The organism is Caballeronia sp. GAWG2-1 (assembly GCF_023631405.1).
In the GTDB taxonomy this organism is placed as follows: domain Bacteria; phylum Pseudomonadota; class Gammaproteobacteria; order Burkholderiales; family Burkholderiaceae; genus Caballeronia.
This window is the reverse complement of the sequence record NZ_JALQDD010000028.1, coordinates 1-16,891: the sequence shown is the minus strand read 5'-3', so window position 1 is coordinate 16,891 and position 16,891 is coordinate 1. Positions and strand designations below refer to the sequence as shown.

14 protein-coding genes are annotated in these 16,891 nt (G+C 61.9%); 7 read left to right on the top strand and 7 right to left on the bottom strand.

Annotated features, from left to right (window positions below; translation table 11 throughout):
• Positions 1–40: 40 nt before the first annotated feature.
• Complete coding sequence (gene aptA, locus NCR98_RS18745) at positions 41–1,369, bottom strand: omega-aminotransferase AptA (RefSeq protein ID WP_250526938.1); 1,329 nt, start codon at positions 1,367–1,369, stop codon at positions 41–43.
• Positions 1,370–1,532: 163 nt separating this feature from the next.
• On the opposite strand from aptA, the gene NCR98_RS18740 reads away from it, so the two are divergent.
• Positions 1,533–2,942 (top strand): aminotransferase-like domain-containing protein, encoded by a 1,410-nt coding sequence (locus NCR98_RS18740; protein ID WP_250526937.1) that lies wholly within the window; start codon positions 1,533–1,535, stop codon positions 2,940–2,942.
• Positions 2,943–2,959: 17 nt separating this feature from the next.
• On the opposite strand, the gene NCR98_RS18735 is transcribed toward NCR98_RS18740, so the two are convergent.
• The 5 genes from NCR98_RS18735 to NCR98_RS18715 all read right to left on the bottom strand — a co-directional run bounded on the left by NCR98_RS18735 (position 2,960) and on the right by NCR98_RS18715 (position 6,005).
• Entirely contained in the window at positions 2,960–3,358 is a 399-nt protein-coding gene (locus tag NCR98_RS18735; protein ID WP_244828624.1) for a hypothetical protein, read from the bottom strand.
• Positions 3,359–3,470: 112 nt separating this feature from the next.
• A complete protein-coding gene (locus NCR98_RS18730) occupies positions 3,471–4,238 on the bottom strand; it encodes a class I SAM-dependent methyltransferase (protein WP_250526936.1) in 768 nt (255 codons plus the stop codon).
• A gap of 10 nt (positions 4,239–4,248) precedes the next feature.
• Positions 4,249–5,028 (bottom strand): ABC transporter substrate-binding protein, encoded by a 780-nt coding sequence (locus NCR98_RS18725; protein ID WP_250526935.1) that lies wholly within the window; start codon positions 5,026–5,028, stop codon positions 4,249–4,251.
• Between the two features lie 120 nt (positions 5,029–5,148).
• Complete coding sequence (locus tag NCR98_RS18720) at positions 5,149–5,553, bottom strand: Hsp20/alpha crystallin family protein (protein ID WP_244829720.1); 405 nt, start codon at positions 5,551–5,553, stop codon at positions 5,149–5,151.
• A gap of 17 nt (positions 5,554–5,570) precedes the next feature.
• A complete protein-coding gene (locus NCR98_RS18715; RefSeq protein ID WP_250466646.1) occupies positions 5,571–6,005 on the bottom strand; it encodes an Hsp20/alpha crystallin family protein in 435 nt (144 codons plus the stop codon).
• Positions 6,006–6,266: 261 nt separating this feature from the next.
• On the opposite strand from NCR98_RS18715, the gene NCR98_RS18710 reads away from it, so the two are divergent.
• The 3 genes from NCR98_RS18710 to NCR98_RS18700 are packed head-to-tail and all read left to right on the top strand — an operon-like array spanning position 6,267 to position 8,982.
• Positions 6,267–7,247 carry a 2-dehydropantoate 2-reductase gene (locus NCR98_RS18710; RefSeq protein WP_250526934.1) on the top strand — a complete coding sequence of 327 codons (981 nt, stop codon included), beginning with the start codon at positions 6,267–6,269 and terminating at the stop codon, positions 7,245–7,247.
• A 44-nt stretch (positions 7,248–7,291) separates the two neighbouring features.
• A complete protein-coding gene (locus NCR98_RS18705; RefSeq protein ID WP_250526975.1) occupies positions 7,292–7,747 on the top strand; it encodes a nucleotide pyrophosphohydrolase in 456 nt (151 codons plus the stop codon).
• A gap of 59 nt (positions 7,748–7,806) precedes the next feature.
• Complete coding sequence (locus NCR98_RS18700) at positions 7,807–8,982, top strand: acyl-CoA dehydrogenase family protein (RefSeq protein WP_250526933.1); 1,176 nt, start codon at positions 7,807–7,809, stop codon at positions 8,980–8,982.
• Between the two features lie 36 nt (positions 8,983–9,018).
• Here NCR98_RS18700 and NCR98_RS18695 read toward each other — a convergent pair whose 3' ends face one another.
• The gene (locus tag NCR98_RS18695; protein WP_250493207.1) at positions 9,019–9,282 is read right to left on the bottom strand and encodes a DUF4148 domain-containing protein; all 264 of its coding nucleotides are present in this window, start codon (positions 9,280–9,282) and stop codon (positions 9,019–9,021) included.
• A 388-nt stretch (positions 9,283–9,670) separates the two neighbouring features.
• Between NCR98_RS18695 and NCR98_RS18690 the strand changes: the two genes are divergently transcribed.
• The 3 genes from NCR98_RS18690 to NCR98_RS18680 form a co-directional block, all read left to right on the top strand.
• Positions 9,671–9,910: a hypothetical protein gene (locus tag NCR98_RS18690; protein WP_244828611.1), complete on the top strand. Its 240-nt coding sequence runs from the start codon at positions 9,671–9,673 to the stop codon at positions 9,908–9,910.
• A gap of 226 nt (positions 9,911–10,136) precedes the next feature.
• Positions 10,137–10,664 carry a DUF3293 domain-containing protein gene (locus NCR98_RS18685; protein WP_250526932.1) on the top strand — a complete coding sequence of 176 codons (528 nt, stop codon included), beginning with the start codon at positions 10,137–10,139 and terminating at the stop codon, positions 10,662–10,664.
• 443 nt (positions 10,665–11,107) lie between these two features.
• Positions 11,108–16,891 (top strand): two-partner secretion domain-containing protein (locus NCR98_RS18680; RefSeq protein ID WP_250526931.1); only part of this gene is annotated, 5,784 nt, incomplete at its 3' end.

Here is a 16,891-nt window from a genome sequence, read left to right as displayed (position 1 = left end):
AGGCCCGGCATCCTCGAATCGGGATGCCGGGCAGTGGCGCTTACTTCACGCTCTGCAATACCTTGCGCACCGTGCCGAAGATATGATCGATCTGATCGTCCTCGACGATCAGCGGCGGCGAGAACGCGAGGATATCGCCGGTGTAGCGCACGAGCACGCCTGCCTCGAAGCACTTCACGAACACTTCATACGCACGCGCACCCGGCGCGCCTTCACGCGATTCCAACTCCACGCCCGCGACGAGTCCGAGATTGCGGATGTCCTTCACATACGGCGCATCGCGCAACGCGTGCACGGCGCTTTCGAACTTCTCCGCCTTCGACGCCGCGCGCTCGAACAACTTGTCACGCGCGTACAGATCGAGTGTCGCGACAGCCGCCGCGGTTGCAACAGGGTGTGCCGAATACGTATAGCCGTGGAACAGTTCGATCGCGTTCGCCGCGCCTGCATCGACGATTGCGTCGTGCACCTTGCGATGCGCCGCGACCGCGCCCATGGGAATGGTGGCGTTGTTGATGGCTTTCGCCATGGTGATGAGGTCCGGCGTCACACCGAAATACTCGCTCGCCGTGGCCTTGCCCAGACGCCCGAAGCCGGTGATGACTTCGTCGAAGATCAGAAGAATGCCGTGCTTCGTGCAGATTTCGCGCAGCTTCTGCAAGTAGCCCTTCGGCGGCACCAGAACGCCAGTCGAACCCGCGAGCGGCTCGACGATGACCGCGGCGATCGTCGATGCATCGTGCAGCGCGACGATACGTTCCAGTTCTTCCGCGAGATGCTCACCCCACGCGGGCTGACCCTTGGAAAACGCGTTGTGCGCGAGGTCGTGCGTATGCGGCAAGTGATCGATTGACGGCAACAGCGCGCCCGAGAACGTTTTGCGATTCGGCGCGATGCCGCCCACCGAGATGCCGCCGAAGCCGACGCCGTGATAACCGCGCTCGCGGCCGATGAGACGCGTGCGCTGACCTTCGCCGCGCGCGCGATGGTAGGCAATCGCGATCTTCAACGCCGTATCGACGGATTCGGAACCGGAGTTCGTGAAAAAGATGCGATCCAGTCCTTCGGGCATCAGGCCCGCGACCTTGTTGGCCGCCTCGAAGGCAAGCGGATGGCCCATCTGGAAGGTCGGCGCGAAGTCGAGCGTCGAGAGCGCCTTCTGCACCGCTTCGACGATCTCGTCGCGGCAATGGCCTGCGTTCACGCACCAAAGGCCCGCGCATCCATCGAGAATTTCGCGGCCGTCCGTCGAGCGGTAGTACATGCCTTTCGCGCTTTCGAGCAGGCGCGGTGCGGCCTTGAACTGACGGTTGGCGGTAAAGGGCATCCAGAACGACGAAAGGTCTTCGATGACGGGGCGGGCATTCATATCAAGTCTCCTCAAGGAACGGTCACTCTATTCCTCGACAAAATGGCGAGGCATAGACAGTTGGTTCACTGCATTGCCAACTGTGCTGGCAAAATGATGCAAACTGTAGTGGCGAGCGCGGCGCATATTCATCCACTCCCGCGTGTTTCGACTATCCATATACATGATAGAACTCAGGCTCGAACGCGGCTCGCGTCATGCGCCGACGCTCGTCGAACAACTCGTGCAGGCTTTTTCGGGCGCTATCGAGGCCGAGACGCTGCGCGCGGGCGCGCTTTTGCCCTCGGTGCGCCGGCTCGCCGAGTCGCACGCGCTCAGCACGTTCACGGTGACCGAAGCGTATGGCAGGCTCGTGTCGATGGGTCTTGTCATCGCGCGGCGCGGTTCGGGGTATCGCGTGGCGGTGCGCCAAAAAAGCGAGCGCGTGCGGGCTGTCGAATGGCAGCCGCCTAGTCTCACGGCGACCTGGCTGCTCTCGGATGTCTTCGCGGATCATTCCGTGCCGATCAAATCCGGCTGTGGCTGGCTGCCGAACGAATGGGTCAACGAAAGCGGTTTGCAGCACGCGTTGCGCGCGGTGAGCCGCGTGCCGGCGGCGCGCATTGCCGATTACGGGCGGCCCTATGGATTTGCGCCTCTGCGCGAACGCATTGCGGAGCAGCTCGACCGGCACGGCCTGCCCGTCGATGCCGCGTCGAACGTACTGTTGACGGCCGGCGCCACGCAGGCGCTCGATCTGATCGTGCGCACGCTGCTGCGACCGGGCGATGCGGTCGTCGTCGAAGATCCCGGCTACTGCAATCTGCTGCAGATTCTGCAGCTCGCGGGTCTCGACGTGCATGGCGTGCCGCGCACCGTGGCGGGCATCGATACGGAAGCGTTCGAGCGGATTGCGATCGAGCATCGGCCGAAAGCGGTTTTTCTCAATACGACGCTGCAGAACCCGACGGGCGCGACGTTCAGCATGGCGTCGGCGTTTCGTTTGATGCAGATTGCGGAGCGCCACGGCATGTGGGTCGTCGAGGACGATGTCAATCGTGAACTTGCGCCGCCCGGCGCGCCCTTGCTCGCGGCGATGGAAGGGTTGCATCGCGTGCTGTATGTCGGCGGTTTCGCGAAGACCATCACGCCTTCGTTGCGATGCGGTTATGTCGTCGCCGAGCGCGAAGTGCTGCGCGAACTCGCGCGCACGAAGATGGCGGTGGGACTGACATCGTCGGAGACGACTGAACGAATCGTCGAGAAAGTGCTGACCGAAGGCCGCTACGCGCGGCATGTCGAATTCGTCGTGGAAAAACTGAAGGACGCGCACGCGCTCGTGGAGGAGCGCATGGATGCGCTCGGCATAGCGCTGTTCCGCCGGCCGCGCGCGGGGCTATTCGTATGGGGCGAATTGCCGATCGATCCCGCCGATGCAGGCGACATCGCAACGCGCGCGTTATCGCATGGAATCTGGCTCGCGCCTGGCTCGTACTTTCGCCCGGGCGACGCCGAGAGCGCGTCGTTCCGCTTCAACGTCCCGTATTCGATGGACGATTCGCTGTGGTCGTTCCTAGAAGGCGCGATTACGTAGGCACCCGCGATGCAGCCTCAAGCACTTCCGCTGGACTCATGCGTGCGCTGCCTCGCGATGTTCGCGTTGCGTGGCGGCGTCACCGCTGCGCTTACGTCGGAAGGATTGCGCAGACCATGCCGTGTCTCGCGCGACGCGGCCAAATGCGCCTGTAGCCGCTCACACACGTCTTTTCTGCGTACGGGATTGAGCGGATCGCACAGACGAATGGTGAGCGTGCAAGCGTCGATATGCTTGAGACGATTGGTGGCGGGCTCGGGCGCCTCCCACAGCACGACGGTGTGCGTGCCATCGGAAACCTGCACGACCTGAAAACGTGCAAGATCGATCTTGGTCAATTCATGCGGTTCGATCGCCTGATGCATGGTGTCCTCGACATTAGCCGGCTGGGTGAGCGAGAGCAATGCAAGCACCATGCCGAGATGCGCAAAGCACGTCGGATGGTCGAGCGCGTTTCCAGGCGCATTCGCCCGCGTGCAAAAAGGACAATGCGCGCTTCAAACTACGCGCCCCGTCTTCGTGCACGCGTCATTTCCTGACCGCAACGAAGGCCGCAGTCGTGTAGGGCACGGTGACGGCATCCTTGCCGCGCAATTCCGGTTCGGCTTCGATCAACGCGCGTACTTCATCGTCGATGAGCACGCGTTCCGCTTCCGGCAACGCCGCGATAAAACTGGTCGAGCGCATGCGATGCACGATCACATCGTCGGGGGAACCGGTGTGTCCGATCGAAAAATGGGTTTCGGCGAGCGCGTCGAAACCTTTATGCGGAAACGCGTGGCGCCATTCGCCTGTATAAAAGCGCGGCGCATCGCCCTCGTAGCGGTTCACGATGGCGTCGAGCTTCGCCACCCACGGCACACGAAAGTCGCGCAGATTCCAGACGAGGCCGAGCTTTCCGCCCGGCTTCAACACGCGATGAATCTCGCTTAACGCTTCGCCGTTCGCAAACCAGTGGAACGACTGTGCGCACACGACGGCATCCACCGATGCATCGTCAAGCGGAATGGCTTGCGCGGCGCCTTCCAGCACTTCCACACCCGGCTGCGCAGCGGCGAGCTTCGCGCGCATCGAAGCGACGGGTTCGACGGCAATCACGCGCGCGCCGGTTGCAACGAGGCGCGGCGTGAACTTGCCCGTGCCCGCGCCCAGGTCGACAACGCTCGCGCCCGGCCGCAAGCCGAGCGTCTCGGCGAGCCAGCCCGCGAGTTCGGGCGGATAGTCGGGCCGTCCGCGCACGTAGCTATCCGCGTTCGCCGTATAGCCGACGCTTGCGGCCTGATGAACGTTGGTCATGGCAGCTCCTTCATTCGCCATAGATATCGAAATCGAAATACTTTTGCTCGATGCGCTTGTACGTGCCGTCCTTGATCATCGCGGCGATGGCGCCATCGAGCTTCTCCTTCAAGTCGGTGTCTTCGCGACGCAAGCCGATAGCCGTGCCCGGTCCGAAGATCGCGGGGTCTTCGAGCGCGCCGCCTGCGAATGCGTAGGTCTTGCCGCGCGGGGTATCGAGAAAGCCGCCTTCCGCTTGCACCGCGTTTTGCAGCGACGCGTCGAGCCGGCCCGTGAGCAGATCCGCATAGACCTGATCCTGATCCGCATACGACACGATGGTCACGCCCTTCGCGCCCCAATGCGCCTTTGCGTATGTCTCTTGCATCGACCCTTGTTCGACGCCCACGGACTTGCCCGCGAGCGATTCGGCCGTAGGCTGGATCTTCGCATCGCGCTTCGAGACGAGACGCGTGGGAACGTGGAAGAGCTTGCTGGAGAAGGCGATCTGCTTGACGCGCGCGGGCGTCATCGACATGGTGGAGAGCACGCCGTCGAACTTGCGCGACTTGAGGCCGGGAATCATGCCGTCGAAGGCGTTTTCGACCCACACGCATTTTGCTTCGAGCCGCCGGCAGAGTTCGTTGCCGACATCGATATCGAAGCCGACGAGCGTTCCATCGGGCGCTTTCGATTCGAACGGCGGATAGCTCGCGTCCGTGCCGAAGCGAATGGTCGACCAGTCTTTCGCATGCGCGCTGACGGCTACAGTCAGCATGGAGCCCAGCAACACCGTCAACAGCCTCTTCACGATTAAGTCCCTTGTTTGAGTTTGATTGCTTGTGACCGCCCTGGGATTATAGAGGCTCGTGCAGACGAAAAAACGGCCGCGTGATAGCGGCCGTTCGTTATTGCTGAGACATCGAAGCGCTCAACTCGCGCGCACTTCCACGCGACGCGGACGCGCTTCTTCACGACGCGGAATGGTCAGCTTCAGCACGCCGTTCTGCAGGTTCGCATCGATCTTCGCGGTGTCGAAGTCGTCGCTTATCGTGAATGCGCGTGCAAAGCGCGGCACGCGCAATTCGGCGTGATGCACACGCAGCGACGCCGTGACAGGGACGATTGCCTCGGCTTCGATGGTGAGACGCGAGTCATGCACTTTCACATCGAGTTTCTCGCGGGGCACGCCGGGCAGGTCGGCCCACAGCGTGATGCCCTGACTATCCTCGACGATATCGACCGCAGGCGTGACCGTCGTGCGGCGCACGGTGTCTTCCTTCTTGCGTGCAACTTCGTTTGCCTGACGCTCGGTGATTTGCGTGGTGTCGTTCATCATGTTCTCCCTGTGCCTTACTGAATGGTGATGGCGCGCGGCTTGGATGCTTCGCGCTTGCCGATGACGATAAACAAGGTGCCGTTTTCATAACGCGCTTCGACCTTGTCGGCATCCGCGTTTTGCGGCAGTTCGATCACGCGGCGAAACGCGCCCGTGAAGCGTTCCCTCGCGTAGGTGCGCGAGCCTTCGGTCAATGCTTCGGCGCGCCGTTCGCCGCTGATGGTGAGCAGGCCTTTGTCGACCGTCACGTCGAGCGATGCCGGCTCGACGCCCGGCACGAATGCCACGACTTCGATGGCTTCGTCGGTGCTGCCGACGTTCAGCGAGGGAAACGCATCCGCGCGGCTGGCGCGAATGCTGGAAGGCAGATTGCCGAGAAGCGAAGACATCTGCCGTTGCACGCGGTTCAGATCGCTCAGGAAGTCGCCGCCAAAATAAAAGTCACTCATGATTCGGTCTCCGATGTTACGGCCGTCAAGCCGGCAGCAGGAAGTTGAGATATGTCACCATGACAGCGCGCTGATTCGCTGCCTCTGCATGCAAGGTAGGTGCAACGGCTATCGTTTCAATATCGAAAAGCGTATTTTGGACGGGAATATTTATTCGTTTTCGTGCTCTTGAAATGCGCGTCGGCGCGCCTAGATTGAACCGTTTCGGCATGCGCCAAGCTCTTACAATGAAGTCCGACAGTTCAGACGAGGAGACGAGACATGAAGGTGTGCATTTATGGCGCAGGCGCGATCGGCGGCTGGATCGGCGTGAAGCTCGCGCAGGCGGGTTGCGATGTCAGCGTGGTCGCACGCGGCGCGACACTAAACGCCATTCGCGCGCACGGTCTGCAACTCGTCGAGAAAGATGCGACGCATGCCGTGAAGGTCGCGGCGAGCGCATCGCCCGAAGAACTCGGTGCGCAGGATCTCGTCGTGGTGGCGGTGAAAGCGCCCGCGATGGAAGCCGTGGCCGCGCAGATCGCGCCGCTTTTGAGCGAAAAGACCACGGTTCTGAGCGCGATGAACGGCGTGCCGTGGTGGTTCTGCGAAGGCCTGGGCGCCGATTTCGCGGGCAAGCGGCTGAGTTCGATCGATCCGCACGGCGCCATCGCCGCCGCCATTCCGGCCGCGCAAACGGTGGGCTGCGTGGTCCACGCGAGTTGCTTGGTTGAAGCGCCGGGCGTGATCCGGCATCATCAAGGCAAGGGTCTCATTCTCGGCGAGGCGGCGGGGCAGTCGGGCACGCGTGCCGAAGCGCTCGTTTCGCTCTTCACGAAGGCCGGTTTCGACGCGACGCTCTCGCCGCAGATTCAGCGTGACGTGTGGTTCAAGCTCTGGGGCAACATGACGATGAACCCGATCAGCGCGATCACCGGCGCGACCACCGACCGCATCCTGAGCGACGATCTCGTGCGCGGCTTCGTCACGAACATCATGCTGGAAGCGAAGGAAATCGGCGCGCGCTTCGGCATTCCGATTGAGCAGAATCCGGCGGATCGCCATGCCGTGACACTCAAGCTCGGTGCAATGAAAACCTCCATGCTGCAAGACGTGGAAGCGCGCAAGGCCGTCGAACTGGACGCGCTCGTGGCGTCGGTACGCGAACTGGGCGCCATGACCGGCGTCGCCACGCCTTTCACCGACGCCTTGCTCGGCCTCGCGCGTCTGCATGCCCGCACGCTGGGCCTTTATCCCGCATAACGACACAACGGCATAACGGCATGACGACACGTCAAAGGATGGCGATGGATCAGCACAACGCGCCGGAAGGCCGAAGCGAACTCACGGAACTGCGCGACATGCTGCGCGAGTTCGTGCGCGAGCGGGACTGGAGCCGCTTTCACTCACCGAAGAATCTGGCGAGCGCGCTTTCAGTCGAAGCGAGCGAATTGCTCGAACCGTTCACATGGCTGGCCAGCGGCGACAAGAGCGAGCTGGACGAGACGAAGCTCGTGGCGATTCGCCACGAAATGGCCGACGTGCTCGCGTATCTCGTGATGCTCGCCGATTCGCTCGACGTGGATCTGCATCGCGCGCTCATCGAGAAGATGGCGTTGAATCGCGCGAAGTATCCGGCGGACATGGTTCGCGGCGATGCCCGCAAATACTCCGAGTACAAAGCCGCAGATAACAAAGCGTATAAAAACAACGCGTATGAAAACAAAGGGGATGAAAACAAAGCGGCCGGGTACAAAGCCTGATGACGCGCCGTTTCGCGCGCGGTTAAGCTTGTGGATCACCGCCTTCAGAGGATTTGCCGATGGACTTCTCCCTCACGCCAGAGTTGACTGAATTGCAGGCGCGCGTGCGTGCCTTCATCGCCGAAGAGATCGTGCCGCTGGAGAGCGATGCGCGCTGCACGCCGCATGGCCCGGACGAGTCGCTGCGCGCGGAACTGATCGCCAAGGGCCGTCGTGCGGGACTTCTGTCGAGTCACGTATCGCCGGAATTCGGCGGCCTTGGGCTCAATCATGTCGCCAAGGCGATCCTTTTCGAGGAAGCGGGTTATTCGCCGCTCGGCCCGGTCGCGCTCAATATCGCCGCACCGGACGAAGGCAACATGCATTTGCTCGAAGCCGTCGCGACGCCCGAGCAGAAGGAGCGCTGGCTGCGTCCGCTCGCTGCGGGCGAGATTCGTTCGTGCTTTTGCATGACCGAACCGCCGCCGGGCGCGGGCGCCGATCCTTCCATGCTGCAAACGCTTGCCGTGCGCGATGGCGACGGCTACGTGATCGACGGCGGCAAGTGGTTCATCACGGGCGCACATGGCGCGTCGGTCGCGATCATCATGGCGCGTTTCGAGGATGGCCCCGCGACCATGTTCCTCGCCGATATGACGAGCCCCGGCATCGTGATCGAGCGCGCAATGGATTCGCTCGATACATGCTTTCCCGGCGGCCACGGCGTGGTGCGTTTCGAAGGCTTGCGCGTGCCCGCGCAAAACGTCCTTGGCGAAGCGGGCGAGGGGTTCCGATATGCGCAAGTGCGCCTGTCGCCCGCGCGTCTCACGCATTGCATGCGCTGGCTCGGCGCGGCCCGGCGTGCGCACGATGTCGCCACGGCGTATGCGCGTCAGCGTCAGGCGTTCGGCAAGTCGCTCGGCGAACACGAGGGCGTCGGCTTCATGCTCGCCAATAACGAAATGGATCTGCACATCACGCGCCTTGCCATCTGGCATTGCGCGTGGGTGCTCGACCAGGGCGTGCTCGGCAAACACGAATCGAGCGTCGCGAAAGTGGTGTCGTCCGAGGCGTTATGGCGTGTCGTGGATCGTTCGGTGCAAGTGCTCGGCGGACAAGGCGTCACGCACGAAACGGTCGTCGCGCGCATTTTCAGCGACATGCGCGCATTTCGCATTTACGACGGTCCGTCCGAAGTGCATCGCTGGAGCATCGCGCGGCGTATCTTGCGCGGTCAGCGGCCGCGCGCGGAGTAACGCGCGAGTACCGTGCTCAGGCAGCAGAAACGCTACCTAGTTCGCACCGGTCGCGCGTTGCGCTTGCCGTTGCTGGGAGACGATCTGTCCCGCGCGCATGGCATTGTCGGGATAGTTCAGCCAGTCGTTCGGATCGTAGCCGGCCGCGCGCCAGGCGAGAAACTCCTGCTTGACCTGAGCGCGTGTCTTCGGCGCGGAAGGGTCGCCGATCGGCGCGACCGGCTGGGCGAGCGCGCTCGCGGCACATGAGGCGACAGTCGCAAAAAGTATCAGATGGGAAAGACGAAATTTAGATGCCATGGCGATCACCTCGCATCGCGTCGAGCGGTTATTCCATTCTAGGCGACGGACACACGGCGGACACGTTAGAAGCGCCACTTATCCGCATCGAATAGAGGTGTTTTTGGTGAGATAGCCTTGAGTCAATACGGATGCTTCATTGTCGATCTTCCGTCTATCTCGTGTAAAAGGTTCCGCAATGATCGGCCTCGTCGGATCGGTACCACGCCTCGGGAAACCCCGTGTTGCAATGCAGCATCCCATTGCGTATGCTGTTCTGAGCGGGGCGGCTCACAGCCGCTCAAGAATATCAACAGACATCGACGCAATAACAAAGCGCCCGTTTTCGAGGGCGTTCGTCGAGGAGGCAGGTTAGCCTTACGAACGTCAGCTTGAAGGAGCCGCAAACATGGACTTGACCTTATCGTCTCTGCCGACGCTGCATGTTTTTTATCAGGAAGGCGGCTGGCATTGGGCCATCACCGTCGAACGTGCCGCGGGTGTCGGCATGAAAATCGCCGCTTATAGCGACGAAGGTTTTGATACGGAAGAGGAAGCGCGCGAAGACGGCGAGCAAGTGCTTCGCTCCGACGACTGGCGTTCGCGTCAAATCTTCAGCCGCGGCGAGCGGCAGCAGGGTTGCACATAACGGACGATCGTCGGGTCTCGTTGCTTCTCTGTCTTCTAGCTTTTCTGCGTTTTATCTTCGGCCGCGTTATGCGTGACACGCTGCGCGTCGTTATCGACACGAATCGCATGGGTCGATGTCTCTGTGCTTCTCTCTCTCGATGCACTCCGCTTCGCGATGCCTTGCATGAATTCGCTTCGCCGTGCAGTAGTCTGCGTTTCATCAATCCGCTAAGTCGAGCGCGGTAATGTTCGAGATGCAACGTGCGTCTTCAGCGCATGCTTTCTCAGCCGCCGATTCGCGGATTACCTACATGAACCACGACGAGCACCAACGGTTTCAGCCCAGCCCGAGCCTTTTGGACGCGACGCGAGATAGTTACCGCGAGGCGATTTATCGCATCGATATCGAGCCGGTCGTGGAGATGAAAATCGGCGAGCATAATGCCGATGTTGCTTCACTTCTTTCAAGGCATCACGTCTTTAGCGCGGTCTTCGTGACGGCCTTCAATCCATTCGGACACGTGCTTGAACCGGCGCATAACGCAAAGCGGCAGTGCTTGCTGATCGACCATATCGAACGAGCGGGCTTGCATGCGCTGCCCGGAGCCGGCATCGATCCGAAGGGAAAGTGGATCGCCGAAGCAAGTCTTTTCGTCCTCGGCACGACGCGCCAATTCGCCGATGCGCTTATGCAAAAGTTCGAGCAGAACGCCGTGGTTTATGTCGATGCTGCGGGTCTGCCTTGTTTGCTGTGGCATCCGGTTTATCGTTGAATTGGTATTCGCCGTTGATTCTTCATCACTGGGTTTCTAACTGACCGCGTCGCATGATTCGGACAGGTGGTGCTATGTGCACGCGCCAGTTGCTAACGTGATCGTCCATAAGCCACGCAACGCCATTGCAAGTAATGCGTGGCACGCGCGACAAACGTAGACAGTTTTCGACACCTTCGTCGACGATGTCTGCATGCCTTCTGCCCGATCGATTTGCCAACACTACCGAACGCTTCGGACCCGATACCGCGTTTGCAATCCGCGTCTTGCAAGCGTGTGACTTTGTTCTGCTTTTCGTTCGCGACAAGTCCTTTTGTCGAATGTCCGGCGTCCCATCAAAGTAGGAACATTCTGATTGTTACGAACGGTTAATCCGCGAGTAAATAGCGGCCTTCCGCTTCGGGCGTGACCTGCGTTTTGAAATCTTTATAAAACTATAAGAAATGAATAAGCATTCCTACCGGCTGGTTTTCAGTCGCGTGCGACGTATGTTGGTGGTAGTGGCTGAGTTTGCATCGGCCCACGGTAATGGTGCTGCACGGGGAGAAGGTCTTGCACGGCGCGCGCCCGTCGCCTCGATGTTTCAATCGGCTTTTAGCGCAATGGCCTGGGCGGCCATGCTGCTGCTCGGTTCGGCTTCCGGGCTGACGTTTGCACAGATCGTCGCCGCACCCGGTTCCGGCGCGCAGGTCATTCAAACTCAGAATGGTTTGAATCAGGTCAACATCGCGCGACCGTCCGGCAGCGGTGTTTCCGTCAATAATTTTTCACAATTCGACGTGCCTGCGAAGGGCGCGATTCTCAATAATTCGCCGGTCAACATCCAAAGCCAGCTAGCGGGATATATCTCGGGTAATGGGAATCTGACACCCGGCAATTCAGCGAAGATCATCGTCAATCAGGTGATGAGCAATGCGCCTTCCCAACTGCACGGGTATTTGGAAGTTGCGGGGCCTAAAGCAGAGGTGGTCGTCGCCAATCCGAATGGCTTGGTAGTCGACGGCGCGGGCTTCATCAACACTTCGCGCGTCATTCTCACCACCGGCACGCCGAATTATGGCCCGAACGGCAGTCTCGCGGGCTTCAATGTCACGGGCGGCAATATCACCGTGCAAGGCACGGGGCTGAATGCCACCAACGTCGATCAAGTTGATCTTCTGGCTCGCGCGATTCAAATCAATGCGGCGGTGTACGCCAACAAATTGAACGCCATCGCAGGTTCGAATCGGGTTGATCATGACACGCTTGCCGTGACGCCCATCGCTGGCAATGGTACAGCACCGGCAGTTGCGATCGACGTGAGCGCCCTGGGTGGTATGTACGCCAACCGGATCTTTCTCACGAGCAACGAGTACGGCGTCGGGGTGTCGACCAAGGGTGTGCTGGCCGCGCAAGCCGGCGATCTGACGCTGCAGTCGAATGGTCAGCTCGTGCTTGCCGGAACGACGAATGCCAGCGGCTCGATCAACGCATCGGCGCGCGATGGCATTTCGAACAGTGGCACGACTTACGCGCAAGGCAATGTCATCGCCACGACGAGTGGTGCGCTGAACAATAGCGGCACACTGGCCGCGCAGCAGAACACGTCAGTCAGCGCAGGCAGCGTCGCATCGACGGGGACGCTCGGCGCGGGCGTGAGTACCAATGGCGCGGTCGCTCAGAGCGGCGATCTGACCGTCATGGCCTCGGGCGCGGTAAGCGCGACCGGTCAGAACGTGGCGGGCGCAAGTGCGACGCTCTCCGGCAGCAGTATCAATCTTGCGGGCAGCCAGACCGCGGCAAACGGCGACGTTTCATTGTCCGCGACCGCAGGGGATCTAAACCTGTCGGGCGCGACGACGAGCGCGGGTTCATCGGTGGTGGCCCGTGCAGCAGGCGCGCTTGTAAATGATCACGGGGCCTTGACGGCTGGCGGCAGTGTGACGCTCGACGCGGGCAGGCTCTCGAATCAAGGGGGCCAGGTCTCGGCGCAAGGACCGCTCATCGTGCAGAGCGCGAGTCAGATTGCCAACCAGAGCGGCTCGCTCGTATCGCAAGGCGCGATGCAGGTGCGCGGCGGCATCATCGCGAACAATCAGGGGACGATGCAAAGTGCGGCGGCGCTGTCGGTGTCGGGGACATCGCTTGACAATATCGCTGGGCGCATCACGTCGCTCAACGGCGATGGCCTGACGCTGTCGACCACCGGCCAGCTCACAAACGTGGCTGGCGCGACCGCGACGGGCGCACAGGGTGGCGTGATCGGTGGTAATGGCGCGGTTACGCTCCAAGGCGGGAGCATCGCGAACCACGGCGCGGTGAGCGCGCAGACGGATTTGCAGCTCACGAGCGCCTCGCTCGATAACAGCAACGGCACGCTCGCGGCGGCCGGCAATGCGACGGTGAACGCCGGCACGCATCTGACCAACAACGGCGGGTCGATCACGGCGGGCCAGCGCGCCACACTGAGCGCGACCACGCTCGACAACAGCGCAGGGGTCGTGCAGGCGGCGCAGTTGTCGCTGAACGCGACGAGCCTCGTCAATCACGCGGGCATCGTTACGCAGACGGGCTCCGGGCCGATGACTGTCGCCGTATCGGGCACGCTGGATAATTCGAACGGCGGCACGCTGCAGACCAATAGCACAAATCTGACGTTGACACCCGCCACGCTCAATAATGACGGCGGCACGATTACGCATGCCGGGAACGGCACGTTGTCGATCAATGCTGCCAACGGCGCGGGCGCACTGTCGAACTCGGGCGGGACCATCCAGAGCAACGGGCAGGTCACCGCGCAGGCTGGAACTTTCAACAACGCAGCAGGCACGCTGATCGGCCAGAAAGGCCTTGCGGCCACAGTCGGCGGCACGCTCAACAACGCCAACGGCAAGCTGCTGTCCAATGCCGATCTGACTGTGACGAGCGGCACGCTGACCAATGACGGCGGGCAGATCGGCGCGGGCGCGAACGAAACGATTCGTACCGGATGGCTGACGAACAACGGCGGCTCCATTGTCGCCCCGAACCTCACGCTTGCGACCAGCGGCACGCTCGATAACAGCGGCGGCGACATCGAAGCGAACCAGCTCGCCTTGACCGCGACCGACTTGCTGAACCACAGCGGCACGATCACGCAGTACGGCACGGCGACGATGGGGTTCAACGTCGTCGGCACGTTCGGTAATTCGAACGGCGGCACGCTTCAGAGCAACAGCACCGACCTGACGCTCACGCCCGCCACGCTGATCAATGACGGCGGCGCCATCCTCGCGGCCGGCAGCGGCACATTGACGATTGCGCCCGGCAACGGCGCGGGCGCCTTCTCGAACGCGGGTGGCAAGATCATCGCGGCTGGCCAGATTGCGGCGCAAGCGGCCAGCCTGAACAACGCGAACGGGGTGCTAGCCGCGCAGGGCAATCTCGCGGCCAACATTGCGGGCGATGTGAACAACGCGCAGGGCGCGATGCGTTCGCTTGGATCGCTGTCGCTTGCGAGCGGCGGCGCGCTGAGCAACACGAATGGCCAGATTCAGTCTGGCACGGACACCGGCGATGCAAGCACGCTCGACGTTCAGGCGGCGTCCATCGATAACACGAGCGGGCTTATCGGCGATCTCGGTGCAGGCGACATGCACGTGCAAGGCGGCGGCCGGATCGTCAACAGCGGTGGCGTGGTCACGGGCAACGGTAACGTCGCCGTCGACACATCAACGCTCGTAAATACGAACGGCGCGCAACTCAGTGGCGCGAATGTCGCCGTGCAGGCGGACACCGTGGACAACAGCGCAGGCCAGATTGGCAGCCTTGCGGACACGATGGGCGATGTCGCCATCACGACCACCGGCGCGATCACGAACACGAACGGACAAATTGGCGCGAGTCACGATCTCCTGGTGACCGCGGCCACCCTCGCGGGCGGCGGTGCATACAGCGCGGCCGACGACGTTGCGGTGAACGTTCAGGGCAACTTCACGCTCGCTTCAGATTTGCAACTCAACGCCGGTCACGACCTGACCTTCACCCTGCCTGGCACGTTCAACAACGGCGCCGCGCTGGAGTCGGTCAACAACCTGAACGTCAACGCAGGCGACATCGCAAACAGCGGCGTCATGATGGCCGGCGGCACGCTCACCACGTACTCGAATACGCTGACGAACACCGGCGCGATCATCGGTGGCAGCGTCTCGCTGAATGCGAACAGCACGCTCTCCAACGTCGGACCGACCGCACTGATCGGCGCCACCGACAGCAATGGTTTGCTGGAGCTGCTCGCATCCGACATCGAGAACCGCGACGACACGACGATAACCGATACGCAGGCCACCACTGCGATCTTCGGTCTCGGCAACGTCGTGCTGGCAGGCGGCAAGGATGCGAACGGTAACTATACGAACGCAAACTTGATCCGCAACCAGTCTGCGCTGATCGAATCGGCGGGCGATATGGCGCTGCACGCCGATCAGGTCACGAACACCCGTACGACGATGACCACCACCGGGCTGAATCAGCCGGTCGATCCGAATCTGCTGACGCAACTCGGCATCAGTCTGTCTGGATGCACAGCGGTGGTTGCCGCCGCGTGCGCGGGTCAAGATGTGGGCTGGACCACCTCGACCCCGGACATGATTGGCGGCGTCGATATCGAGCCGCCGCACGGTGGCCAGTGGAACAGCGGCTACCAGTACACGACCTATACGGGCGTGGCGGTGGCGAACCTGATCGCCTCCATCAGCCCGCAAGCGCAGATCGTGGCGGGCGGCAATCTGGACGCGTCGAAGGTGGGGCTGTTCCAGAACTACTGGAGCGCGGTGACGGCGGTGAGCAACATCGCCGCGCCCGTTTCGCTCGACCAGAACAGCTGGCAGGGGCAATCCGCGCCTCAGGTGCAGATCACCTATTCGGGCTACTACCACTACAACAACTACGACAACTCGGAACACAACTGGACGCTGCCGTTTGGTGACGCGCCTTTCGTGGGCGGCCGGCCCGGTGGCTACAGTCAGGCCGCGCCTGCCGACGTCCGCTTGTACGCGTTGCCAAGCGACGAATCGAGCTTCGTTGCGGGCGGCACGCTTTCGGGCACGGGCATCAGCATCGACAACACGGCAGGCAACGCGGGCATTCCGTCGATGGGACTCGCGCCCGGTCAGGCGATGTCAGGCGTGACTATTGGCGGAGTGAACGGTAGTGCGGGCGCCGCCAGGGCAGGCACGGCGAGCGTCAATGGCGGCTCGGGCCTCGTGAATCCCGTCATCGCCAGCGCGACGGCGCTCAATGTCCTGGAGAATCTTTCGATTCCCGCAGGCGGATTGTTCAGTCGGACCACCGCGCCGGGCGTCACGTATCTGATCGCGACGAACCCGGCCTTCACGAACCAGAAGAGTTTCATCTCCAGCGATTACTACCTGCAGCAGCTCGACATCGACCCGCAGAAGGTTGAGAAGCGTCTGGGCGATGGCTTCTACGAGCAGCAGCTCGTACGCAATCAGATCACGTCGCTGACGGGCAAGGCGGTGCTGGGACCGTACACCGATCTCCAGTCGATGTACGAGGCGATGCTCGGCGCGGGTGCATCGCTCGCGCAATCGTTGAATCTGCCGCTGGGCATGAGTCTGTCGCCGGAACAGGTGGCGTCGTTGACGTCCAACGTCATCATCATGCAGACCGAGGTGGTCGACGGGCAGTCGGTGCTGGTGCCGGTGGTGTATCTGGCAAAGTCGAGTCAGCAGAACATGAACGGACCGCTGATCGCGGCGACCGACATCGATCTGAAGAACGCGCAGACCTTCACCAACAGCGGCACGGTGCAGGCGGGCAATACGTTGTCGATTCAGGGCAATCAGATCAACAACGCCTTCGGCACGCTGCAAAGCGGCGGCCTCATGTCGCTCACGACGAAGGGTAATGTCGATTTGACATCGGCGAGCGTGAACGCCGGCAGTCTCGCGCTGAATGCCGGTGGCGATTTGATCCTCAACACGGCGGTGAAGACGGTCGATCAGATCAGCCCGACGGGCGCCATGCGCACCACGGCAACGCTCGGACCCATCGCGAGCCTGAACGTCGCGGGCAACGCGGTCATCGTGACGGGCGGTAACGTCAAGCAGAACGCGGGCAACCTGAACGTGGGTGGCAACCTCGGCATGATCGTCGGTGGCGACTGGGATCTCGGCTCGGTGCAGACCGGTGAGCACAAGGTGGTCGAGCGCGCGAACGGTGTATCGAACACCGATATCAATCGGACG

Bases quoted from the DNA above. Each gene is read 5' to 3' on its own strand.
- NCR98_RS18735 (WP_244828624.1), bottom strand. From the start codon at position 3,358: ATGGTGCTTGCATTGCTCTCGCTCACCCAGCCGGCTAATGTCGAGGAC.
- NCR98_RS18695 (WP_250493207.1), bottom strand. From the start codon at position 9,282: ATGGCATCTAAATTTCGTCTTTCCCATCTGATACTTTTTGCGACTGTC.
- NCR98_RS18740 (WP_250526937.1), top strand. From the start codon at position 1,533: ATGATAGAACTCAGGCTCGAACGCGGCTCGCGTCATGCGCCGACGCTC.
- NCR98_RS18690 (WP_244828611.1), top strand. From the start codon at position 9,671: ATGGACTTGACCTTATCGTCTCTGCCGACGCTGCATGTTTTTTATCAG.
- NCR98_RS18720 (WP_244829720.1), bottom strand. From the start codon at position 5,553: ATGAACGACACCACGCAAATCACCGAGCGTCAGGCAAACGAAGTTGCA.
- NCR98_RS18715 (WP_250466646.1), bottom strand. From the start codon at position 6,005: ATGAGTGACTTTTATTTTGGCGGCGACTTCCTGAGCGATCTGAACCGC.
- NCR98_RS18710 (WP_250526934.1), top strand. From the start codon at position 6,267: ATGAAGGTGTGCATTTATGGCGCAGGCGCGATCGGCGGCTGGATCGGC.
- NCR98_RS18730 (WP_250526936.1), bottom strand. From the start codon at position 4,238: ATGACCAACGTTCATCAGGCCGCAAGCGTCGGCTATACGGCGAACGCG.
- aptA (WP_250526938.1), bottom strand. From the start codon at position 1,369: ATGAATGCCCGCCCCGTCATCGAAGACCTTTCGTCGTTCTGGATGCCC.
- NCR98_RS18705 (WP_250526975.1), top strand. From the start codon at position 7,292: ATGGATCAGCACAACGCGCCGGAAGGCCGAAGCGAACTCACGGAACTG.
- NCR98_RS18700 (WP_250526933.1), top strand. From the start codon at position 7,807: ATGGACTTCTCCCTCACGCCAGAGTTGACTGAATTGCAGGCGCGCGTG.
- NCR98_RS18685 (WP_250526932.1), top strand. From the start codon at position 10,137: ATGTTCGAGATGCAACGTGCGTCTTCAGCGCATGCTTTCTCAGCCGCC.